This is a genomic window from Erythrobacter donghaensis (assembly GCF_001557325.1).
Lineage (GTDB): Bacteria > Pseudomonadota > Alphaproteobacteria > Sphingomonadales > Sphingomonadaceae > Erythrobacter > Erythrobacter donghaensis_B.
This window is the reverse complement of sequence record NZ_LSJS01000152.1, coordinates 1-17,968: the sequence shown is the minus strand read 5'-3', so window position 1 is coordinate 17,968 and position 17,968 is coordinate 1. Positions and strand designations below refer to the sequence as shown.

Below are 17,968 nucleotides of genomic sequence, written 5' to 3'. Positions count from 1 at the left end.
CGGAGTTTGCGCCCATGACCCTCCCCCCCTTCCACCTCGCCTTCCCGGTCGACGATCTGGCCGCCGCGCGCCGGTTCTACGGCGAGGTGATGGGCTGCGCGGAAGGGCGTTCCTCCGAGGAGTGGGTCGATTTCGACTTCCACGGCCACCAGATCGTCGCCCACCTCGCGCCGGGCCAGGCAGGGGACCGCGCGAGCAACCATGTCGACGGCCACGGCGTGCCCGTCCCCCATTTCGGGCTGGTGCTGACGATGGCCGACTGGGAGGCGCTCGCCGAGCGGCTGCGCGCCGGGGGCTGCGACTTCGTGATCGCGCCGACGATCCGCTTCAAGGGGCAGCCGGGCGAGCAGGCGACGATGTTCCTGCGCGATCCTTCGGGCAACGCGCTCGAGTTCAAGGCCTTCGCCGACCCCGCGAGCCTATTCTCCACCTGACCCGCACCGCCGCCGACGTGCGCGCGCGCCGCGGCAAGGAACCGCTCCCCGGGCACGGGGCCGACTGACGGCGGCTTACCGCAGCCGGCGCGCCGGATCGGCTGCGCCCGCTGCCAATCGCCGTACCCGCGCCCACGCGTCGGCGCTCCGCGCGGAGCGGCCGGGAGTCGCCGCACAAAGAATTAGCTAATCACACTAACGGTTCGGATACCGGTTTGCGCCTAGGGACTTATCCGGATGGCGCGGGATCGTGATCCGGAATCGGCAAATGATGGCTAACGAAATACTAACTATTGCTCCGTAGTTCCCCTGAGCACGACCAGACATGCTCGCCTTGACGGCCCCCTCGCCTCGATCATCGCCACCGCCCTTCTGGCCGGTGCCGCCACCCCCGTGCTCGCCGCGGGCGTGACCGCCGGCACGCTGATCGAAAACACCGCCACCGCCAGTTTCGAAGAGGCGGGCACGCCGCGCAGCGTGGATTCGAACACGGTCACCGTGCGCGTCGACGAACTGCTCGATGTCACCGTGACCTCGCTCGACACCGGCCCGATCAGCGCGGCGCGCGGCGATGCGGTGCTGACCTTCGAAGTCACCAACCCGGGCAACGGCCCCGAAGCCTTCCTCCTCACCCCCGAAGCGGCGGTGGCCGGCAATGACTTCGACGTGACCATTCGCGGCCTTGCCATCGATAGCAACGGCAACGGCGTCTATGACGAGGGGGTCGACCAGATCCTCACCGGGCCGCTGACCACTCCGGTGCTGGCGCCCGATGCGCGCGTCACCGTGTTCGTGCTCGTCACCGTGCCCGACACCGCCGCCGACGGCGACACCAGCAATGTCCAGCTCACCGCGGCCGCGGCGACCGGCAACGGCGCGCCCGGCACCATCTTCGCCGGGGAAGGCGAGGGCGGCGGGGACGCGGTGGTCGGCTCGACCGGCGCGCTCGCCGATGCACGCGGCCAGCTCAACACGGCTGTCGCGAGCGTCCAGCTGGTCAAGTCGGTCACCCTGCGCGATCCCTTCGGCGGCACCAGCGCGGTGCCGGGCTCGATCGCGACCTTCACCATCGAGGCCCGCGTCAGCGGCACGGGCAGCGTCGCCAACCTCGTGGTGAGCGACGCCATCCCGGCCGGCACGACCTACGTCCCGGGCACGCTCGCGCTCGATGCCGGTGCGCTGACCGACGCGGCCGACGCCGATGCCGGCACCGCCTCGGACGCCAGCGGGATCAGCGTCACGCTCGGCAGCGTGGCGGCGGGCACCAATCGCCAGATCACCTTCGAGGTCACCGTCGACCAGTGATCCTCACAAGCACATGAACAAGAAGAATAACAATAACGTCAACACCTTACGAGTCACCGGGGAAGCAACCATGAAGTCGATCACCAAGCTGATGCTCGTCTGCGCCGCTGCGGGGTTGGTCGTGCCCGCCCTGCCGCTCGCCGCCCAAGACACGCCGCCGGCCGTCACCGTCAACGGCGACATCAAGGCGGAGAAGTCCGTCCCCGGCCCCGACGGCAAGCCTGCCGTCCAGCTGGTCGAGCCCGAGAGCTTCCTGCCCGGCGACCGGCTGCTGTTCGGTCAGAACTACACCAACAGCAGCGCCGAGGTGGTGACCAACTTCTCGATCACCAACCCGCTGCCCGAGGCCGTGCGCCTCGCGCCCGACGCCGATCCGGCGCTCGAGGTGTCGGTCGACGGCGGCAAGACCTGGGGCAGGCTCGCCGCGCTCAGCATCACCGCGGCCGACGGCACCAGCCGTCCCGCCACCCATGCCGACGTGACCCACGTGCGCTGGGTGCTCGCCACCATCGCCCCCGGCGCGTCAGGGCGGGTCTCCTTTCCCGTGATCATCCGCTGACCGGCGGGAGATAGCCGCCAAGCCCCGCGGGCGGCAACTTTGACGCGGGGCAGACACTCGGGACCATAATCATGAAGACCACCAAGCAGCTGCTGGGTGCGGTGAGCGCTGTAGCACTCGTCGCCATGTCCAGCACCCCTGCTCTGGCCGCAGGGACCAGAGCCGGGACGACCATCACCAACACCGTCACCGTTAACTACAACGTCAGCGGCAACGCGCAGAACGCGGTGCAGGCGACCGACAGCTTCACCGTCGACCAGCGCGTCAACGTGACTGTCACCGCCATCACCACGCCGGTGACGGTTTCGCCGAACCAGACCGACCGCGTGCTGGCCTTCGACGTGACCAACCTCGGCAACGCGACGGCCGACCTTGCACTGACCACGGAACTGCGTGGCGGCACGGCGGCGAACATCAGCAACATCCGCATCTACCGCGATCTCAACGGCGACCGGGTGCTGGACGCTGCGGAAATCACCGCGGGTGAGATCACCTACCTCGACGAAGTCGCCGAAGACGCGACCGTGGCGGTGCTGGTCGTGTCCGACATCGGCATCAACGCGGTGAACGGCGACACCTTCGACGTTGCGCTCACCGCGGCGGCGCACACCTCGGGCACTGCCGGCTCGCTCGGCACCCGTATCACTGCGACTGCGGGCGCGAACACCGTCAACGCGGTCGACACCGTGCTGTTCGACGGCCAGGGCGTGTCGGACGGCCTCAATGACGGCGCGTTCTCGGCCCAGGGCCGCTACAGCGTGTCGGGCGCGGTGCTGACCGTTGCCAAGGCCAGCCGTGTGGTGTCGGATCCGGTCAACGGGGCGACCAACCCCAAGGCGATCCCGGGTGCGACGATCGAGTATTGCATCACCGTGGCGAACGCCGCGGGCGCTGCAACCGCGACCGGGGTCAACCTGCTCGACGATCTCCCGGCGGACGTGGCCTATGCCTCGGGCTTCGGGATCTTCGTCGACGGCGACGCGAGCTGCGCCAACGGCACGCCGGGCGGCACCTTCGCTGCCGGAGCGGGCGTCAGCGGGCGCGACCGCATCACCGGGACGCTCAGCGACGTGGCGGCGGGGCAGACCCGTTCGCTCTACTTCCAGGTCACGATCCGCTAAGCTGATCGGGACTTAGGTCTTGCGTGGTTCCCCCTCTCTGCGGCGATTGGCAGCGGTACTGTGCGCAGTACTGCTGCCTTTCGGCCATCCGCAGGAGGGGGTTCACGCGCAACCGGCGAGCGCGGTGCGCACCGTCACCAACATCGCCGAGGCCAGCTGGGAGATGCAGGGCGCTCCCCGGCAGACCACCAGCAACGCGGTCACCTTCGACGTCACCACCCAGCCCCCCGCACCGCCCGCGATCCGCGTGTTCCGGCGCGTGCCGGGCGACGGCGGCGCCGAACTCGTCTACCGCGCGCCGCAGTGCAGCGCGGGCGGCATCTCCACCGCCGCGCTGCGCGCGACCGCGACCGCCAGCGTGACCCCGGGCGGCAACGCCGTCGCCTCCATCCCCACCTCCGTCGCCAGGGTCCAGCAGACCGACGAGCTGCGCGGGGGCGAGCCGCTGTTCTTCGAGATCACCGCCGCATCGGCCAATCGCGATCCCGCACAGATCGACACCCTGACCGTGGTGCTCACCACCCCCGAGGGCGACCGCGAGACCATGACGGTCTACGAGACCGCCCCCGACAGCGGCATCTTTGCCGGGGTGATCGGCACCGAGCGCATCCCCCCGCCGCTGGCGCAGGAGGACTGCCGCCTCAGCGTCGGCGCGGATTCGCGCATCACCATCGCCGCGATGCGCCCCGACAGCGATGCCGTGCTCGTCACGGCCGACGTCACGGTGCTGGTGGATCCCTTCGGCGTGGTGTTCGACAGCGAGACCGGCGCGCCCGTCTCCGGCGCGCGGGTCAGCCTCGTCAATGCCGACACCGGCGCGCCCGCGACCGTCTTCGCCGAGGACGGCGTCACCCCCTGGCCGTCGAGCGTCATCAGCGGCCAGCCGATCACCGACGGCAGCGGCCGCGTGGTGCAGATGGGGCCGGGGGAGTTCTGGTTCCCGCTCACCGCGCAAGGCCGGTTCCGGCTGCTGGTCGAGCCGCCCGAACCCTTCACCGCGCCCTCCATCGCCCCGCGCGACGTGCTCGCGCGCCTCACCCGGCCCGATGGGCGGCCTTACGTGATCCGCGAGGGCTCGTTCGGCGACATCTTCGTGCTCGACACCCCCGTGCCCTTCGAGGTCGACATTCCGGTCGACGGGCCCGCCGCCGATCTCGGCCTCGTCAAGACCGCCTCGCGCACCCGCGCCGAGCCGGGCGACGTGGTGTTCTACACGCTCACCGTGGGCAACACCGACCCGGCGCGCATCCGCCGCACGGTGACGATCACCGACACCCCCTCGCGCTGGCTGCGGCTGCGCCCCGACAGCCTGCGCATCAACGGCGCCCGCGCGCCGGACGCGCTCACCACCTCGCCCGATGGCCGCGTGCTGACGATCGCGCTCGGCGACATCGCGCCCGCCACCTCGGTCAAGGTCACCTACGCCATGTCGGTGCGCCCCGATGCGCCTCCGGGCCGGGTGGTCAACCTCGCGCTCGCCCGCGACGCGCTGGGCCGCGAGGTGCGCGCCGACGCCGTGATCGACATCGACCGCGATACGATTGCCGACCGCATGACCATCATCGGCCGCATCACCGACGGCCCGTGCACCCTGCCCGAGGCCGAACGCCGCGGAATCCCGGGCGTGCGAGTGATGCTCGAGGACGGCAGCTTCGCGGTCACCGATGCCGACGGGCGCTACCACTTCGAAGGCGTCGTCCCCGGCACCCACGTGGTGCAGGTCGCGCCCATGACCCTGCCCGAGGGCGGCCAGTTCGTCGATTGCACCCGGAACACCCGCAGCGCGGGCAGCGCGATCTCGCGCTTCGCGATCGGTCAGGGCGGAAGCCTGGTGGTCGCCGATTTCCACGCCGTGCTGCCCGAGGCCGCGCGCGCCAAGCTCGCCCCGCTCCCGGCCCCCGCCGTCGACGCCGACGCCCCCGTTGCCGAAGCCGCCAAGGATGCGCCGAAGGATGCGCCGAAGGATTCTGGCCCCACCGTCACCGATTATCTCGCGTTGGGCGATGGCGAGGACGGCTTCCTCGCCCCCGCCCCCGACGCCAACCCGCGCGCGCCGGCGATCAAGGTCGCGGTGCGGCATCGCCTCGGCCAGAGCGTCCAGCTGTTCGTCGACGGCAAGCCGGTCAGCCCGCTCGCCTTCGAGGGGACACAGAACCCCGAGGTCGGCCTGTGGGCGGTCAGCCAGTGGCGCGGCGTGCCGCTGCTGACCGACAAGACCGTGCTCGAGGCGCGCATCCTCAACTCCTTCGGCGAGGTCTCCAAGACCTTCACCCGCGAGGTGTTCTTCACCCGCGCGCCCGCCAGGATCGAGTTCCTGCGCGAACAGTCGAACCTCATCGCCGATGGTCGCACCCGTCCGGTGATCGCGATCCGCGTGCTCGATCGCAACAACCGGCCCTTGCGCGAAGGCATCTCGGGCAGCTTCACCCTCAACGCCCCCTACCAGAGCGCCGAGCAGATCGACCGCCAGCAGCTCAATCAGCTGACCGGCACCGCGCCGGTCAATGCGCGCTGGGTGGTGGACGGCAACGAGGGGATCGCGAAGATCGAGCTTGCCCCCACCATGGTCAGCGGTTCGCTGCGCCTCGGCTTCACCTTCGACGATGGCGAGATCACCCGCCGTCAGGAACTGGAAGCGTGGATCGAGCCGGGCGAGGTCGAATGGACCGTGATCGGCCTTGTCGAAGGGACTGTCGGCGCGCGGTCGGTGGCCGACAACATGGAACGCGCCGGCCGCTTCGACAGTGACCTTGGCGATGACGCGCGCATCGCGCTCTATGCCAAGGGCCGGGTGTTGGGCAAATACCTGCTCACCATCGCCTATGACAGCGCCAAGCAGCGCGACGACCAGCGCGTGCTCGGCGCGATCGATCCGCAGGCCTATTACACCGTGTTCGGCGATGCCTCGGCGCGCCAGTTCGACGCCGCGAGCCGCGAGAAGCTCTATGTCCGCATCGAGACCTCCGCCTTCTACGCGCTTTACGGCGACTTCCAGACCGCCTTCAACCAGACGCGCCTTGCCGCCTACAACCGCACCGCGACCGGGGTGACCGGCGAGGCGCGCGTCGGCGGGCTCAAGGCGCAAGGGTTCGCCGCGCAGATCGCCAGCCGCTTCCAGCGTCAGGAAACGCAGGGCCAGGGCATCTCCGGCCCCTACGCCCTGGAAAATCGCCGCATCCTCGCCAATTCGGAGCGCGTGACGATCGAGGTGCGCGACCGCTTCCGGCCGGAGCAGATCGTCTCGAGCCGCACGCTCACCCGCTTCACCGACTACGACATCGACCTGCTGGCGGGCACGATCCGCTTTGCCTTCCCGGTGCTGAGCCGCGACGAGAACCTCAACCCGCAGTTCATCGTCATCGAATACGAGACCGATGCCCGCGGCGAGGCCGAATGGAACGCGGGCGCGCGCGCCGACTGGACGAGCGAGGACGGCAAGATCCGCATCGGCGCGAGCGCGATCAGCGACGCCGGGCTCGAGGGCGCGGGCGGCACGGCGCAGCGCACCGATCTCGCCGCGGTCGACCTCCTCGCCAAGCTCGGCGACAGCACCGAAGTGCGCGCCGAGATCGGCCTGAGCCGCCGCGAGGGCGAGACGGCGCAGGGCTGACTGGCCGAAGTCCAGCACCAGACCGGCGATATCGACCTCATCGCCTATGCCCGCCAGATCGACGCCGATTACGGCATCGGCCAGCAGAACGCGGTCGAGCGCGGGCGGCGCAAGTTCGGGGTCGATGGCCGCGTGCTGATCACCGAGGAGCTGACTTTCACCGGCAGCCTGTGGCAGGACGACAGCCTGACCGACGCCGCGCGCCGCCGCGCCGCGCAGGGCCAGATCGCGCTGACCCGCCAGAACACCAACCTGCGGCTCGGGGTCGTCCACTTCACCGACCGCCTCGCCGATGGCAGCAGCGCCGCCTCGACCGTGCTCGAAGCGGGCGCGACCCAGCGGCTGCTCGGCAACAAGCTCGAACTCTCCGCCGGGACGGCCGTGGCGCTCGGCAAGGCCGAGAGCACCGACCTCCCCGCCCGCCACCGCCTCGGTGCGCGCTATGCGATCACGCAGGACGTACGGCTGGTGGGCACCTACGAGATCGCCGACGGCGAGCGCCTCAACGCGCGCCAGCTGCGCGGCGGAATCGAGGTCGCGCCGTGGCAGGGCGGGCAGATCACCACCACGCTGGGCGAGGAAACCATCGGCGAGAACGGCACCCGCTCCTTCGCCGCCTTCGGCCTGTCGCAGACGCTGCAACTGAGCCCGGCGCTGACCGTGGATGCCACGATCGACGGCAACCGCACCATCGGCGGCGCGCCCGCGCCCGCCAGCCTCGTCAACCCGAACCAGCCCGCGGCGAGCGGCGGCCAGCTCACCGGCGGGCTGCTGTTCGAGGACTTCACCGCCGTCACCATGGGCGCGGCCTGGCGCAAGGACCGCTGGAGCGTGACCGCACGCGGCGAATGGCGCGACGGCGAGACCACCGACCGCAAGGGCGTGCTGCTCGGCGCGATCCGCCAGCTCGGCGAGGGCAGCCTGGTCGGCTCGGGCGCGACGTGGACGCGCTCGGAGACCACCGGCGGCGCGGTCGCCGAGATCATCGATGCCAGCATCGCCTTCGCCCACCGTCCCTCGGACTCGCCGCTCGCCATGCTCGGCCGGGTCGAATATCGCAGCGACGAGGTGACCGGCGCGGTCGCCGGCGGCACCGCGTTGGGCGGCACCGCGCTCACCGTCGATGGCAACGCGGTCGCGCGCCGGCTGGTCGGCAGCCTCTCGGCCAATTTCAGCCCGCGCTCGGCAGACGACGCGGGCGCGCAGGTGCGCCGCCACGAGATCGCGCTGTTCCTCGGCGCGCGCCACAATCTCGATGCCTTCGAGGGCACCGAGTTCCAGGGCACCGCGCTGCTGGTCGGGAGCGATGCCCGCATCGGCATCGGCGGACGCATCGAGCTCGGCGCGAGCGTCACCGCGCGCGGCAATCTCGACGACAACACCATCAACTACGCCTACGGCCCGACCTTCGGCTTCGTGCCCACCGACGGCATGCTGCTGACCCTGGGATACAACATCGAAGGCTTCCGCGACGGCGACTTCGGTCCGGCGCGCAGCACCGACAAGGGCGCCTTTGCCGCGCTGCGCATGAAGTTCGACGCCGGCAACCTCGGCTTCCTCGGGCTGGGGCGCTGACCATGGCGGGCGCGGGTCTAGGGCGGTTTGCTAACCGGCCGTTTACCATGATTTCCTATGCTGGCGGAATGTTGGGAAGGTTGATGCCTGTCCGCCGGATGCTCGCGCTGCTGGTGTTGCTGTGTGCCCTTGCATGGAGCCCCGCCGCGCGCGCGCAGGATTGTGCGCAGGCCGCCACCCAGGGCACCGCGCCCGCCAGCTGGCAGACCTATTGCTGGCTCAACATGGCCAATTACGACGACGCCGCCGCGCGCTCGGCCTCGGGCCAGAACATGGCCTTCACCCTGCCCGACGGCTCGGTGCTGCGCTTCAACGCCCGCGTCACCGGCACCAACCCGGCCTATAACGACGTGCCCGCGCCCTCGTGGAGCGGCGCGGCGGTGGGCAACAGCGCCTTCATCGGCATCCCCGGCCGCCCGGTGCTCTACTCCGCGCAGGCCGGCACCAGCACGATCGCGATCACGGGCATCACCGTCACCCCTCCCGCAGGCGGGGGCGTGACGGTCTATTCCTTCGTCGTCGCCGACGGGGAATCGAGCAACGACAACGAATACATCCGCATGACCAGCAATGGCGGATCATGGCAGCTGCTCGATTCGGTGCCGCCGATCTCGGGATCGACCATGCCGCCGATCAGCGGGGTCGGCTCGGGCACGGTCAACATCACCGGTGCGCCCGGCACCGTCGGGGCCTACATCCTCGGCAGCAACAGCCCCACCAGCGTCACGGTCGAGACCCGCGCCGGCGGGCTGCAAGGGGTGATGTTCGCGATCCGCTTCGCGACCATCCGGCTCCAGACCCAGATCCTCGGCACAAGGGTCAACAGCGCCGACCAGTTCAGCTTCCAGATCGCTTCGACCGCGACCTCGGCGACGATCAGCAGCGGTACGACGAGCGGCACCGGCACCGGCCCCTTCACCACCACCCCGCTGAGCATGGCGGCGGGCATCCCGGTCACCCTGCGGCTGGCCATGGCCGCGGGCAGCGCCAGCGCGCTCTCGGCCTATGCCGCCAACCTCAGCTGCGTGAACACCGCGGGCACCACCCGCGCGGCCCTGCCCAATGCCCTTTCGACCACGAACACCAGCATCGGCCAGCTCGAATTCGGCGAGTTCCTGGTCTGCACCTTCCAGGTCGGCGCCCAGCCGCGGCTGCGCGTGCGCAAGCTGCTCGGCGGCGGCGGGCGGCGCTTCACCGGCGACCAGTTCACCGTGCGGATCATGGATGGGGGCGCGGTGTTCGCCTCTTCGACCACCACCGGCAACGGCGGGACGATCAGCGGCGGCACCGGCGACACGACGCTGCGGCAGGTCGTGAACGGCACCACCTACACGGTCGACGAGGTCGCAGCGGGCACCGCCGTCCTCGGCAACTACACCGCGACCATGGCCTGCACCAACGCCACCAGCGGATCGACCACCGTGCTGCCCACGGCCGTGGGCGGGGCGATCACGCTGCGGCCCGGGGATTCGATCACCTGCACCATCACCAACACCCGCCGCTCGATCGCCTTGCTCGAGATCAGCAAGACCAGCAGCGTCATCTCCGATCCGGTCAACGGCACCAACAACCCCAAGGCGATCCCCGGCGCGGTGGTCGAATATGCGATCACCGTGCGCAACGTGGGCGCGGGCACGGTGGATGCGAGCTCGATCGTGCTCCTCGACGTGATGCCGCCCGAAATGGCCTTCGCGGTCGGCACCCCGGTGACCTTCACCAACGGCACGCCGACGAGCGGGCTCAACACCTTCAACGCGAACACGATGGTGACCTACTCGCAGGCGAGCGGCGGCGCGGCGCCCTATACCTACACGCCGACCGGCAGCTTCGATGCCAACGTCCGCGGCATCCGCATCGCCCCCACAGGCACGATGGCCGCGGCGACAAGCGCGACCAACCGGCCAAGCTTCACGATCCGGTTCAGGGCGCAGGTGCGCTAGGCGCGGGGCAGGCGCGGTGACGGGGTCTTAACCCCGCCTCCTTTAGGGTTGCGTGATGCGCAAGCCCTTGATCCTCCTCGCTGGTGCCCTTGCCGCCACCGCGAGCCCGCCCGCCGCAGCCAATGTCCTCGCCGGCCCTGCCGAAGTGATCGACGGCGACACCATCGACATGACCGGCACCCGCATCCGCCTCGTCGGCATCGACGCGCCCGAAAGCGCGCAGCAATGCCGCCGCGATGGCGCGACGTGGGATTGCGGCAGGGATGCGGCGGCAGCGCTGCACGAAATCCTGTCCGGCGGGCCACTGGAATGCATCGCGCAAGGCACCGACCGCTACGGCCGCACGCTCGCGACCTGCCGCAATGCGCTGTTCGATCTCGGCCACGAGATGGTGCGCCGGGGCCTCGCGGTTCCGTTCGGCGATGCGCCGTCCGAATATGCCGAGGCGCGCGATCTGGCGCAGCAGTTGCGGTTCGGGATGTGGGCGGGCGAGTTCGAGGAACCGGCCGCCTGGCGCGCCGCCAACCCGCAGGCCGCACCGCGCCCGGCGCGCGTCGCGGCGGCTGAGCGCCCTGCTCGCGCGGCCTCGCAGCGCCCGGCGAGCGAAGTCCGCTACACCAATGCGCTGGGCTGCGCGATCAAGGGCAACCACAGCCGTCGCGGCGAGTTCATCTATCACTTGCCCGGCCAGCGCTATTACGATGTGACGCGCCCCGAGGCATTGTTCTGCACTGAAAGCGAGGCGGTGGCGGCTGGGTTCAGGCGGTCGAGGGAGTAGCCCCCTAACCCATCCACCCCTCACCCAGCGCGTCGGCCACCACGGCGGCGCGCAGGCGCTCGATGCCCATGCCCTTCTCGGAACTGGTGAGGTGGATTTCGGGGTGAGCGGCGACGTGCTGCTTGGCCTCGGCGGCGGTTTTCTCGGCGACTGCGGCGAGTTCGCTCGCCTTGATCTTGTCGGTCTTGGTGAGGACGATGCGGTAGGAGGCGGCAGCCTTGTCGAGCATCGTCATCATCTCGCGGTCGACCGCCTTCAGGCCATGGCGGCTGTCGACCAGCACCAGCGTGCGGGCCAGCACCTGCCGCCCGCGCAGGTAGGAATTGACCAGCGCCTTCCACTTCTCGACCACCTTGACCGGCGCCTTGGCAAAGCCGTAGCCGGGCATGTCGACCAGCCGGAACAGCGGCAGCGCGCCCTCTTCCTCGGGGCGGCCGACGTCGAAGAAGTTCAATTCCTGCGTGCGCCCCGGCGTCACCGAAGCCCGCGCGATCGCCTTGCGCCCCGTCAGCGCGTTCAGCAGCGAGGACTTGCCCACGTTCGAGCGGCCGCAGAAGGCGATCTCGGGCACCACCGGCTCGGGCAGGAATTGCAGCTGCGGGGCCGAGCGCAGGAAATCGACCGGCCCGGAAAAGAGCCGCGATGCCGCTTCCTCGCGCAGCCCCTGGAGTTCGGGATCGTCCACGCCGGTGCCCTAACCCTTCGCCGCTTTCGCCTTCTCCGCCGCCGCATTCGCTGCCTTCAGCTGCGGGTGCTTCGAATAGAGATAGCTCTGCTGGGCGACAGTGAGGATGTTCGAGGTCACCCAGTAAAGCAGCAGCCCGGCCGCGAAGGGCGCCATCACGAACATCATGATCCACGGCATAATCGCGAACATCTGCTGCTGCACCGGGTCCATCGCCGCCGGATTGAGCTTGAAGGTCAGCCACATGGTGATGCCGAGCAGCACCGCGAGCGGGCCGATGGCAAGGAAGCTCGCCTCGGGGATCGCGAAGGGCAGCAGCCCGAACAGGTTGAGGATGTGCGCCGGATCGGGCGCGGAAAGGTCGCGGATCCAGAGGAAGAAGGGCTCGTGCCGCATCTCGATCGCGAGCACCAGCACCTTGTAGAGCGCGAAGAACACCGGGATCTGGATCAGCATCGGCAGACAGCCGGACAAGGGGTTCACCTTTTCGTCCTTGTAGAGCTTCATGATCTCCTGCTGCTGGCGCTGCTTGTCGTCCTTGAAGCGCTCCTGGATCTCCTTCATCTTGGGCTGCACCGCCTTCATCGCCGCCATCGAGGCAAAGCCCTTCTGCGCGATCGGGAACATCAGCCCGCGGATGATGACGGTGAGCAGGATGATCGCGAGACCGAAATTGCCGACCACGCCATTGAGCGTGCGCAGCAGCCACAGGATCGGCTTTTCGACGATGGCGAACCAGCCCCAGCTGATCGCGAGGCCGAAATTGGTGATCCCGCCGTCTTCATAGACGTCGAGGATCTGGCTGTCCTTGGCCCCGGCAAACAGCCGCGTCTGCTGCTTCAGGCTGCCGCCGGCAGGCACGGTGGTCGGGCTGTAGATCAGGTCGGTGCGGAACAGATTGCCGCCGAGGCTGCGGAAGCCCGCATCATCGACCTTGACGTTGCCCTTCCCGTCACCGGGAACGAGCGCAGAGAGCCAGTACTGGTCGGTGAAGCCCAGCCAGTCGGGCGCGCCTTCGGGCTTGTCGGACGGAATCTCGCTGATCTCGCCGCGGGCGAACTGCGCGCGCTTGGGCGCGAAAATTTCTTCGAGCTCGGCATAGGAATGGGGGTCGTAGAGCGTTCCGTCGAACACGCCCACCGCGCCCGAGTGCGAGGCATACTGGTCGATCGTCGCGTTGGTGCTGGTGCGCTTGATCAGCGCGAAGGGCTGGATCACGGCCGGCACGGCGCTGGCATTGCTGACCGACTGGCTGGCGGTGATCATGTAATTGGCATCGACCGCGAAGGTGATGCGATAGGTGATCCCGTCCGCCCCGATGTGGGTGAGGGTCACCGGCGTTGTCGGGGTCAGCCGGGTGCCGTCGGCTTGCCACACGAGGTTCGGTGCCTGGCGGTTGCCGTTCACGACAAAGCCGAACTGGGCGAAATACTGCGACCTGGTGCCCTCGGGCGCGAAGAGGCGGACGGGGCCCGAATCCTTGTCCACCGTCTCGCGGTAGTCCTTCAGCTCGATATCGTCGATCCGCGCACCGACGAGGTTGATCGAGCCTTCGAGGCGCGGGGTGTCGATCACGACGCGGTTGCCGCCCGTCAGCGCGGTCTTGAGGTCGACCTTGCGCGCGGCCGTCTCGGTGCCGAGCCCGCCTGCGCCCTTGGCCGTGCCCGCGTCCCTGGCGGCGGCGGTCGCGGCCTTGGGGCTGGTCTGGGCGGACATCGAGGCTTCGGGGTAGAAATAGCGCAGGCCGATATCCCAGCCCAGGATCAACAGGCCCGAAAGCACCACGGCGAGCAGAAGATTGCGATTGTCCAAGTGTAAGCCCCGCATGAAAGCGATGAGTAGGTGTATTATGGGGGTAAGGCGGTGCCGTTACCAGACCCCCGGGGTTTTCGACCCTCGGTTAAGCGGCCTAGGGCACGGGGTCGTGCCCGTGACCGCCCCAGGGGTGGCAGCGCATTAGCCGCTTGAAGGCCATCCATCCACCCTTGAGTGCGCCGTATTTGCCGAGCGCCTCGATCGCGTATTGGCTGCACGAGGGATAGTAGCGGCAGGTCGGCGGCATCAGCCGCGAAGGGCCGAGTTGCCAGCCGCGCGCGATGAGGATGAGGAGCTGCTTCACCGCTTGCTCCCTCGCCGAGGCCGCCGCCCGCCTGCGGGATCGCCGCGTCCTTGTGCCGCGCGCGTGAGGACTTGGGTCAGTTCATCGGCCATGGTGTGAAAGTCCCGCTCGATCCCGCCCGCGCGGCCGATCAGCACATGATCGTGATCGGGCAGGCCCTGCGTGGGCAGAGCAGCCCGCAGCAATTCGCGGAACCGCCGCTTCATGCGGTTGCGCACGACCGCGTTGCCGATCTTCTTGGTGACGGTAATTCCGTAGCGAATGCCCTGCCCTGCGTTGGGACGGGTCAGCAGCACGAACCCCGCCCGCGCATTGCGGGTGCCCGAATTGGCCGCCAGGAAATCGGCGCGCTTGGTGAGGACGGAGATCATGCAAGGTCCGATAACGCAAACGGGCTCCCGAAGGGAGCCCGCAAGCGCGAACGCGCGCCCGCAGCGACGCGATCTTCAGATCGCGTGAGCGAGGATTTCGCAGCCCGGACGGGCTGCGGAACACAAATTACGCGCAGAGCTTCTTGCGGCCGCGCGCGCGGCGGGCACGCAGGACCTTCTGGCCGCCCGGGGTGGCCTTGCGGGCGAAGAAGCCGTGACGACGGGCGCGCACGAGATTGCTGGGCTGGAAGGTACGCTTCATATCATCCTCGAAAAGCTGACCGGCATGAAAAGCCGGGGCCCGCGGCAAGCGCGAGCCGTAAACAGACGCGGGCCGTTATGGGAAAGCGGCGAATGAGTCAAGCAGTCCCGCGCCCTGAAGTCCGTAGGCAAGCCGGGGCGCAGCCGCGGGGGCCGGGAGGGCGAAGCGCGGCAGCTGCACCGGCGCGCGCAGCGCGTCCTTGAGCGTCGCGCCCGCGCGGGCCAGCGCGAGGCGGACGGTGGTCGCGGCATCATCGTCGATGCTGCGCGCGGCGGGCGCGATCCAGCGCGCCATCTCGGCCCCCTCGAGCCATAGCGCGCCCGTGTGCGGCACCGAATTGGTCATGGCGTAGAAATCGCGCGCCTGCGCCTCGCTCATGCCCATCTCGGCGTAATAGTCGAGATAGAGGCGGTTTTCGGGGGCGTCGGGGGCGAAGTCGGCGGGCTCGCGCCCGCGCTGGTCGCGCCACGAATGCACCGCGAACAGCGCGCCCGGATCGAGCGTGCGGCGGGTGCCCGCTAGAAACAGCTCGACCGCGCCCGAGCGCGCCGAGCCGCCCGCCGGGACATGCGTGGCGAGCCCGGCGGCGCGGATCGCGCGGCCGAGGCGCAGGTTGGCGAGATCATGCGTGGTGCCCGGCGCGTCGACGAATTCGATCACCTCGAGCCCCGGGAAGGCGGCGAGCATCGCGGCGAAGGCCTGCGGCGAGCGGGCATCGGTGGGCGCGACAAGCGCGGCGCGCTTGTCGTCGATCACGCGGAAGGGCCCGAATGTGGCGAGCCCCGCGCGTCCGGCAGCAAGACGCGGGCCCGGCGCGATGAAGCGGACGGGCTGGGGTTCCTCGATGATGGTCTCGGTGATGGTGACAGCCCCGGCGCGGGTCACCGTGGCAGGCTTGGGCTCCCACGCGGCGGCGGTGACGGAGGCGGGGCTGTCCTCGACCCGTACCCATTGCCCGGTCGCCGGGTCCCATTCCTCGACCCAGCTGACGTGGCTGACCACGCGCGCGCCCGGCTGCGCCAAGAGGCCGCTGCTCGGTAGCAGCAGCGCCAAGGCGGCCAGAAGCAGGGCGAGGACGCGGTTCATCGCCGCGAATGTCGCCCGCGGGCCCTTCCGAAATCCCCAAGATTTATGCTTTAAAAGTGCCTTCGCAGCCGTGCGGAAGGGCAGGTGCAGGGGCGCTTAACCTTGCCCGGCGCGCGCGCCTATTCGCTCGACAAGTCCCTCGGATAGCTGCACAAACACGCGGGGTCTGACGACAATGCGGGGGGCTGCCAGATGGTCGCGCTGGTGAGGACGGTTGCCTATCTCGGGCTGGAGGCGCGCGAGGTCGAGGTGCAGTGCCACATCGGCCCCGGCCTGCCGCGCTTCAACGTCGTCGGCCTGCCCGACAAGGCGGTGAGCGAGAGCCGCGAGCGGGTCTATGCCGCGCTCGCCGCGATCGGCCTGGCGCTGCCGCCCAAGCGGATCACCGTCAATCTCTCGCCCGCGGACCTGCCCAAGGACGGATCGCATTTCGACCTTCCCATCGCGCTCGCGCTGCTCGCGACGATGGGCGCGACCGATGCCGAACAGCTCGGCGACTGGATCGCGGTGGGCGAGCTGGCGCTGGATGGCCGGGTGGTCGCGAGCCCCGGCGTGCTGATCGCCGCGCTCCATGCAAGCACGGTGGGCAGCGGCCTCATCTGCCCGCAGGAGCAGGGCCCCGAGGCGCGCTGGGCGAGCGGGGTGCCGGTGCTCGCCCCGCGCGATCTGACCAGCCTCTTGGGGCACCTCAAGGGCAGCCTCGTTCTCCCCGAGCCCGCGCGCGGGGCGGTGGCGGATGCACCGGGAGGCAATGACCTCAGGCAGGTGAAGGGGCAGGAGACCGCCAAGCGCGCTCTGGAGATCGCCGCCGCCGGGGGCCACAACCTGATGATGGTCGGCCCGCCGGGATCGGGCAAGAGCCTGCTCGCTTCGTGCCTCCCCGCCATTCTCCCCCCGCTGACGCCGGCGGAGGCGCTCGAGGTGTCGATGGTGCAATCAGTGGCGGGGATGCTGGAATCGGGCCGCATCAGCCGCGCCCGCCCGTTCCGCGCGCCGCACCATTCGGCGAGCATGGCCGCGCTCACCGGCGGCGGGCTGAAGGTGCGCCCGGGCGAGGTCAGCCTCGCGCATCTTGGCGTGCTGTTCCTCGACGAGCTGCCCGAATTCCAGCGCCCGGTGCTCGATTCGCTGCGCCAGCCGCTGGAGACAGGCCAGGTCGATGTCGCCCGCGCCAATGCCCACGTGACCTTCCCCGCGCGGGTCCAGCTGGTGGCGGCGATGAACCCGTGCCGCTGCGGATACGCGGGCGATCCGGCGAGGAACTGCAACAAGTATCCGCGCTGCGTGGGCGATTACCAGAGCCGCCTGTCCGGCCCCCTGCTCGATCGCATCGACCTCCACGTCCATGTCGGCGCGGTGAGCGCGCTCGACATGACCTTGCCGCCGCCCGCCGAGGGCAGCGAGGCAGTCGCCGCCCGGGTCGCCGCCGCGCGCCAGCGGGCCGTCGCACGCGGGGTCAGGTCGAACGCCGAGCTCGAGGGCGAGCAGCTCGAAGCCCATGCCACCCCTGACGAGGCGGGCCGCAAGCTGTTGCTGCAAGCCGCCGAGAAGCTGCGCCTCTCCGCGCGCGGTTACACAAGGATGCTGAGGGTCGCGCGCACCATCGCCGACCTCGCGGGGAGCGAAACCGTGGGCCGCGTCCACATCGCCGAGGCGCTATCCTACCGGCTGATGACAGGTTAAGAGGCGCTTCTCAGGGCCGCCCCCTCCCGGCCCCGGCAAAGGCGCAGCGGCGATTTACGAAGACCCTTCAGCTCTGGTGATCGAGGAGCCGCGCGGGCTTGCCCGGTGGCTGGTGGCCCTGCGCGACCTATCGCGGCGGCGCAAGCTCCAGAGCCTCGCCATCGCGCTCGCCATCGAGGGTCTGATCGTGCTGCTGCTGCTCACCTTGGGCGCGAACATCGTCGGCGAGGAGGACGCCAAGGAGGCGATCACCACCTTCAAGGCGCAGGAATTTGCCGCGCCCGAGCCCGCTGCGGAGCCCGAGGCCGAAAGCCCGCCAGCCACCGATGCGCCCGACACGCCGCAGACCGAACAGCCGGTGCCGATGTCGCCGATCCAGCCCTCGCCGCTGGTGCTGCGCCCCCAGCCCGCGCCGCCTCCTCCGCCGCCCGCGCCAAGCC

At 69.7% G+C, this 17,968-nt stretch carries 15 protein-coding genes and 1 pseudogene; 10 read left to right on the top strand and 6 right to left on the bottom strand.

Features of this window, described 5'->3' with window-relative positions:
• Window positions 1–14: 14 nt before the first annotated feature.
• The 8 genes from AX692_RS08740 to AX692_RS08710 all read left to right on the top strand — a co-directional run bounded on the left by AX692_RS08740 (window position 15) and on the right by AX692_RS08710 (window position 11,322).
• The gene (locus AX692_RS08740; RefSeq protein WP_073974774.1) at window positions 15–434 is read left to right on the top strand and encodes a VOC family protein; all 420 of its coding nucleotides are present in this window, start codon (window positions 15–17) and stop codon (window positions 432–434) included.
• A gap of 393 nt (window positions 435–827) precedes the next feature.
• On the top strand, window positions 828–1,739 hold the full coding sequence (locus AX692_RS08735) for a DUF11 domain-containing protein (protein WP_230959811.1): 912 nt from the start codon (window positions 828–830) through the stop codon (window positions 1,737–1,739).
• 13 nt (window positions 1,740–1,752) lie between these two features.
• Complete coding sequence (locus AX692_RS08730) at window positions 1,753–2,298, top strand: hypothetical protein (protein ID WP_230959671.1); 546 nt, start codon at window positions 1,753–1,755, stop codon at window positions 2,296–2,298.
• A gap of 71 nt (window positions 2,299–2,369) precedes the next feature.
• Entirely contained in the window at window positions 2,370–3,419 is a 1,050-nt protein-coding gene (locus tag AX692_RS08725) for a DUF11 domain-containing protein (RefSeq protein WP_073974776.1), read from the top strand.
• Window positions 3,420–3,465: 46 nt separating this feature from the next.
• Window positions 3,466–7,029, top strand: a complete 3,564-nt coding sequence (locus AX692_RS08720; protein ID WP_230959813.1) for a DUF11 domain-containing protein — start codon at window positions 3,466–3,468, stop codon at window positions 7,027–7,029.
• 132 nt (window positions 7,030–7,161) lie between these two features.
• Window positions 7,162–8,604, top strand: coding sequence for a hypothetical protein (locus AX692_RS20520; RefSeq protein WP_230959815.1), 1,443 nt, complete (start codon window positions 7,162–7,164; stop codon window positions 8,602–8,604).
• Window positions 8,605–8,687: 83 nt separating this feature from the next.
• Entirely contained in the window at window positions 8,688–10,544 is a 1,857-nt protein-coding gene (locus AX692_RS08715; protein WP_073974777.1) for a CshA/CshB family fibrillar adhesin-related protein, read from the top strand.
• A gap of 55 nt (window positions 10,545–10,599) precedes the next feature.
• The gene (locus AX692_RS08710) at window positions 10,600–11,322 is read left to right on the top strand and encodes a thermonuclease family protein (RefSeq protein WP_073974778.1); all 723 of its coding nucleotides are present in this window, start codon (window positions 10,600–10,602) and stop codon (window positions 11,320–11,322) included.
• Window positions 11,323–11,326: 4 nt separating this feature from the next.
• Here the strand turns inward: AX692_RS08710 and yihA are convergent, their stop codons facing one another.
• The 6 genes from yihA to AX692_RS20740 all read right to left on the bottom strand — a co-directional run bounded on the left by yihA (window position 11,327) and on the right by AX692_RS20740 (window position 15,845).
• The gene (gene yihA, locus AX692_RS08705) at window positions 11,327–12,007 is read right to left on the bottom strand and encodes a ribosome biogenesis GTP-binding protein YihA/YsxC (protein WP_073974779.1); all 681 of its coding nucleotides are present in this window, start codon (window positions 12,005–12,007) and stop codon (window positions 11,327–11,329) included.
• A gap of 9 nt (window positions 12,008–12,016) precedes the next feature.
• On the bottom strand, window positions 12,017–13,819 hold the full coding sequence (gene yidC / locus AX692_RS08700) for a membrane protein insertase YidC (protein ID WP_073974780.1): 1,803 nt from the start codon (window positions 13,817–13,819) through the stop codon (window positions 12,017–12,019).
• A gap of 97 nt (window positions 13,820–13,916) precedes the next feature.
• Window positions 13,917–14,126: a membrane protein insertion efficiency factor YidD gene (gene yidD, locus AX692_RS08695; RefSeq protein WP_081095222.1), complete on the bottom strand. Its 210-nt coding sequence runs from the start codon at window positions 14,124–14,126 to the stop codon at window positions 13,917–13,919.
• The gene (gene rnpA, locus AX692_RS08690) at window positions 14,123–14,497 is read right to left on the bottom strand and encodes a ribonuclease P protein component (RefSeq protein WP_073974781.1); all 375 of its coding nucleotides are present in this window, start codon (window positions 14,495–14,497) and stop codon (window positions 14,123–14,125) included. The genes yidD and rnpA overlap by 4 nt, the downstream gene beginning before the upstream one ends.
• A gap of 127 nt (window positions 14,498–14,624) precedes the next feature.
• A complete protein-coding gene (rpmH, locus tag AX692_RS08685; protein ID WP_026092078.1) occupies window positions 14,625–14,759 on the bottom strand; it encodes a 50S ribosomal protein L34 in 135 nt (44 codons plus the stop codon).
• 75 nt (window positions 14,760–14,834) lie between these two features.
• A complete protein-coding gene (locus AX692_RS20740) occupies window positions 14,835–15,845 on the bottom strand; it encodes a hypothetical protein (protein WP_073977235.1) in 1,011 nt (336 codons plus the stop codon).
• Window positions 15,846–16,037: 192 nt separating this feature from the next.
• Here AX692_RS20740 and AX692_RS08675 point away from each other — a divergent pair, with 192 nt between their 5' ends.
• Together AX692_RS08675 and AX692_RS08670 are read left to right on the top strand one after the other, a co-directional pair.
• Window positions 16,038–17,528 (top strand): YifB family Mg chelatase-like AAA ATPase, encoded by a 1,491-nt coding sequence (locus tag AX692_RS08675; RefSeq protein ID WP_073974317.1) that lies wholly within the window; start codon window positions 16,038–16,040, stop codon window positions 17,526–17,528.
• Between the two features lie 76 nt (window positions 17,529–17,604).
• Window positions 17,605–17,968, top strand: a pseudogene (locus AX692_RS08670) (hypothetical protein); the annotation flags it as partial.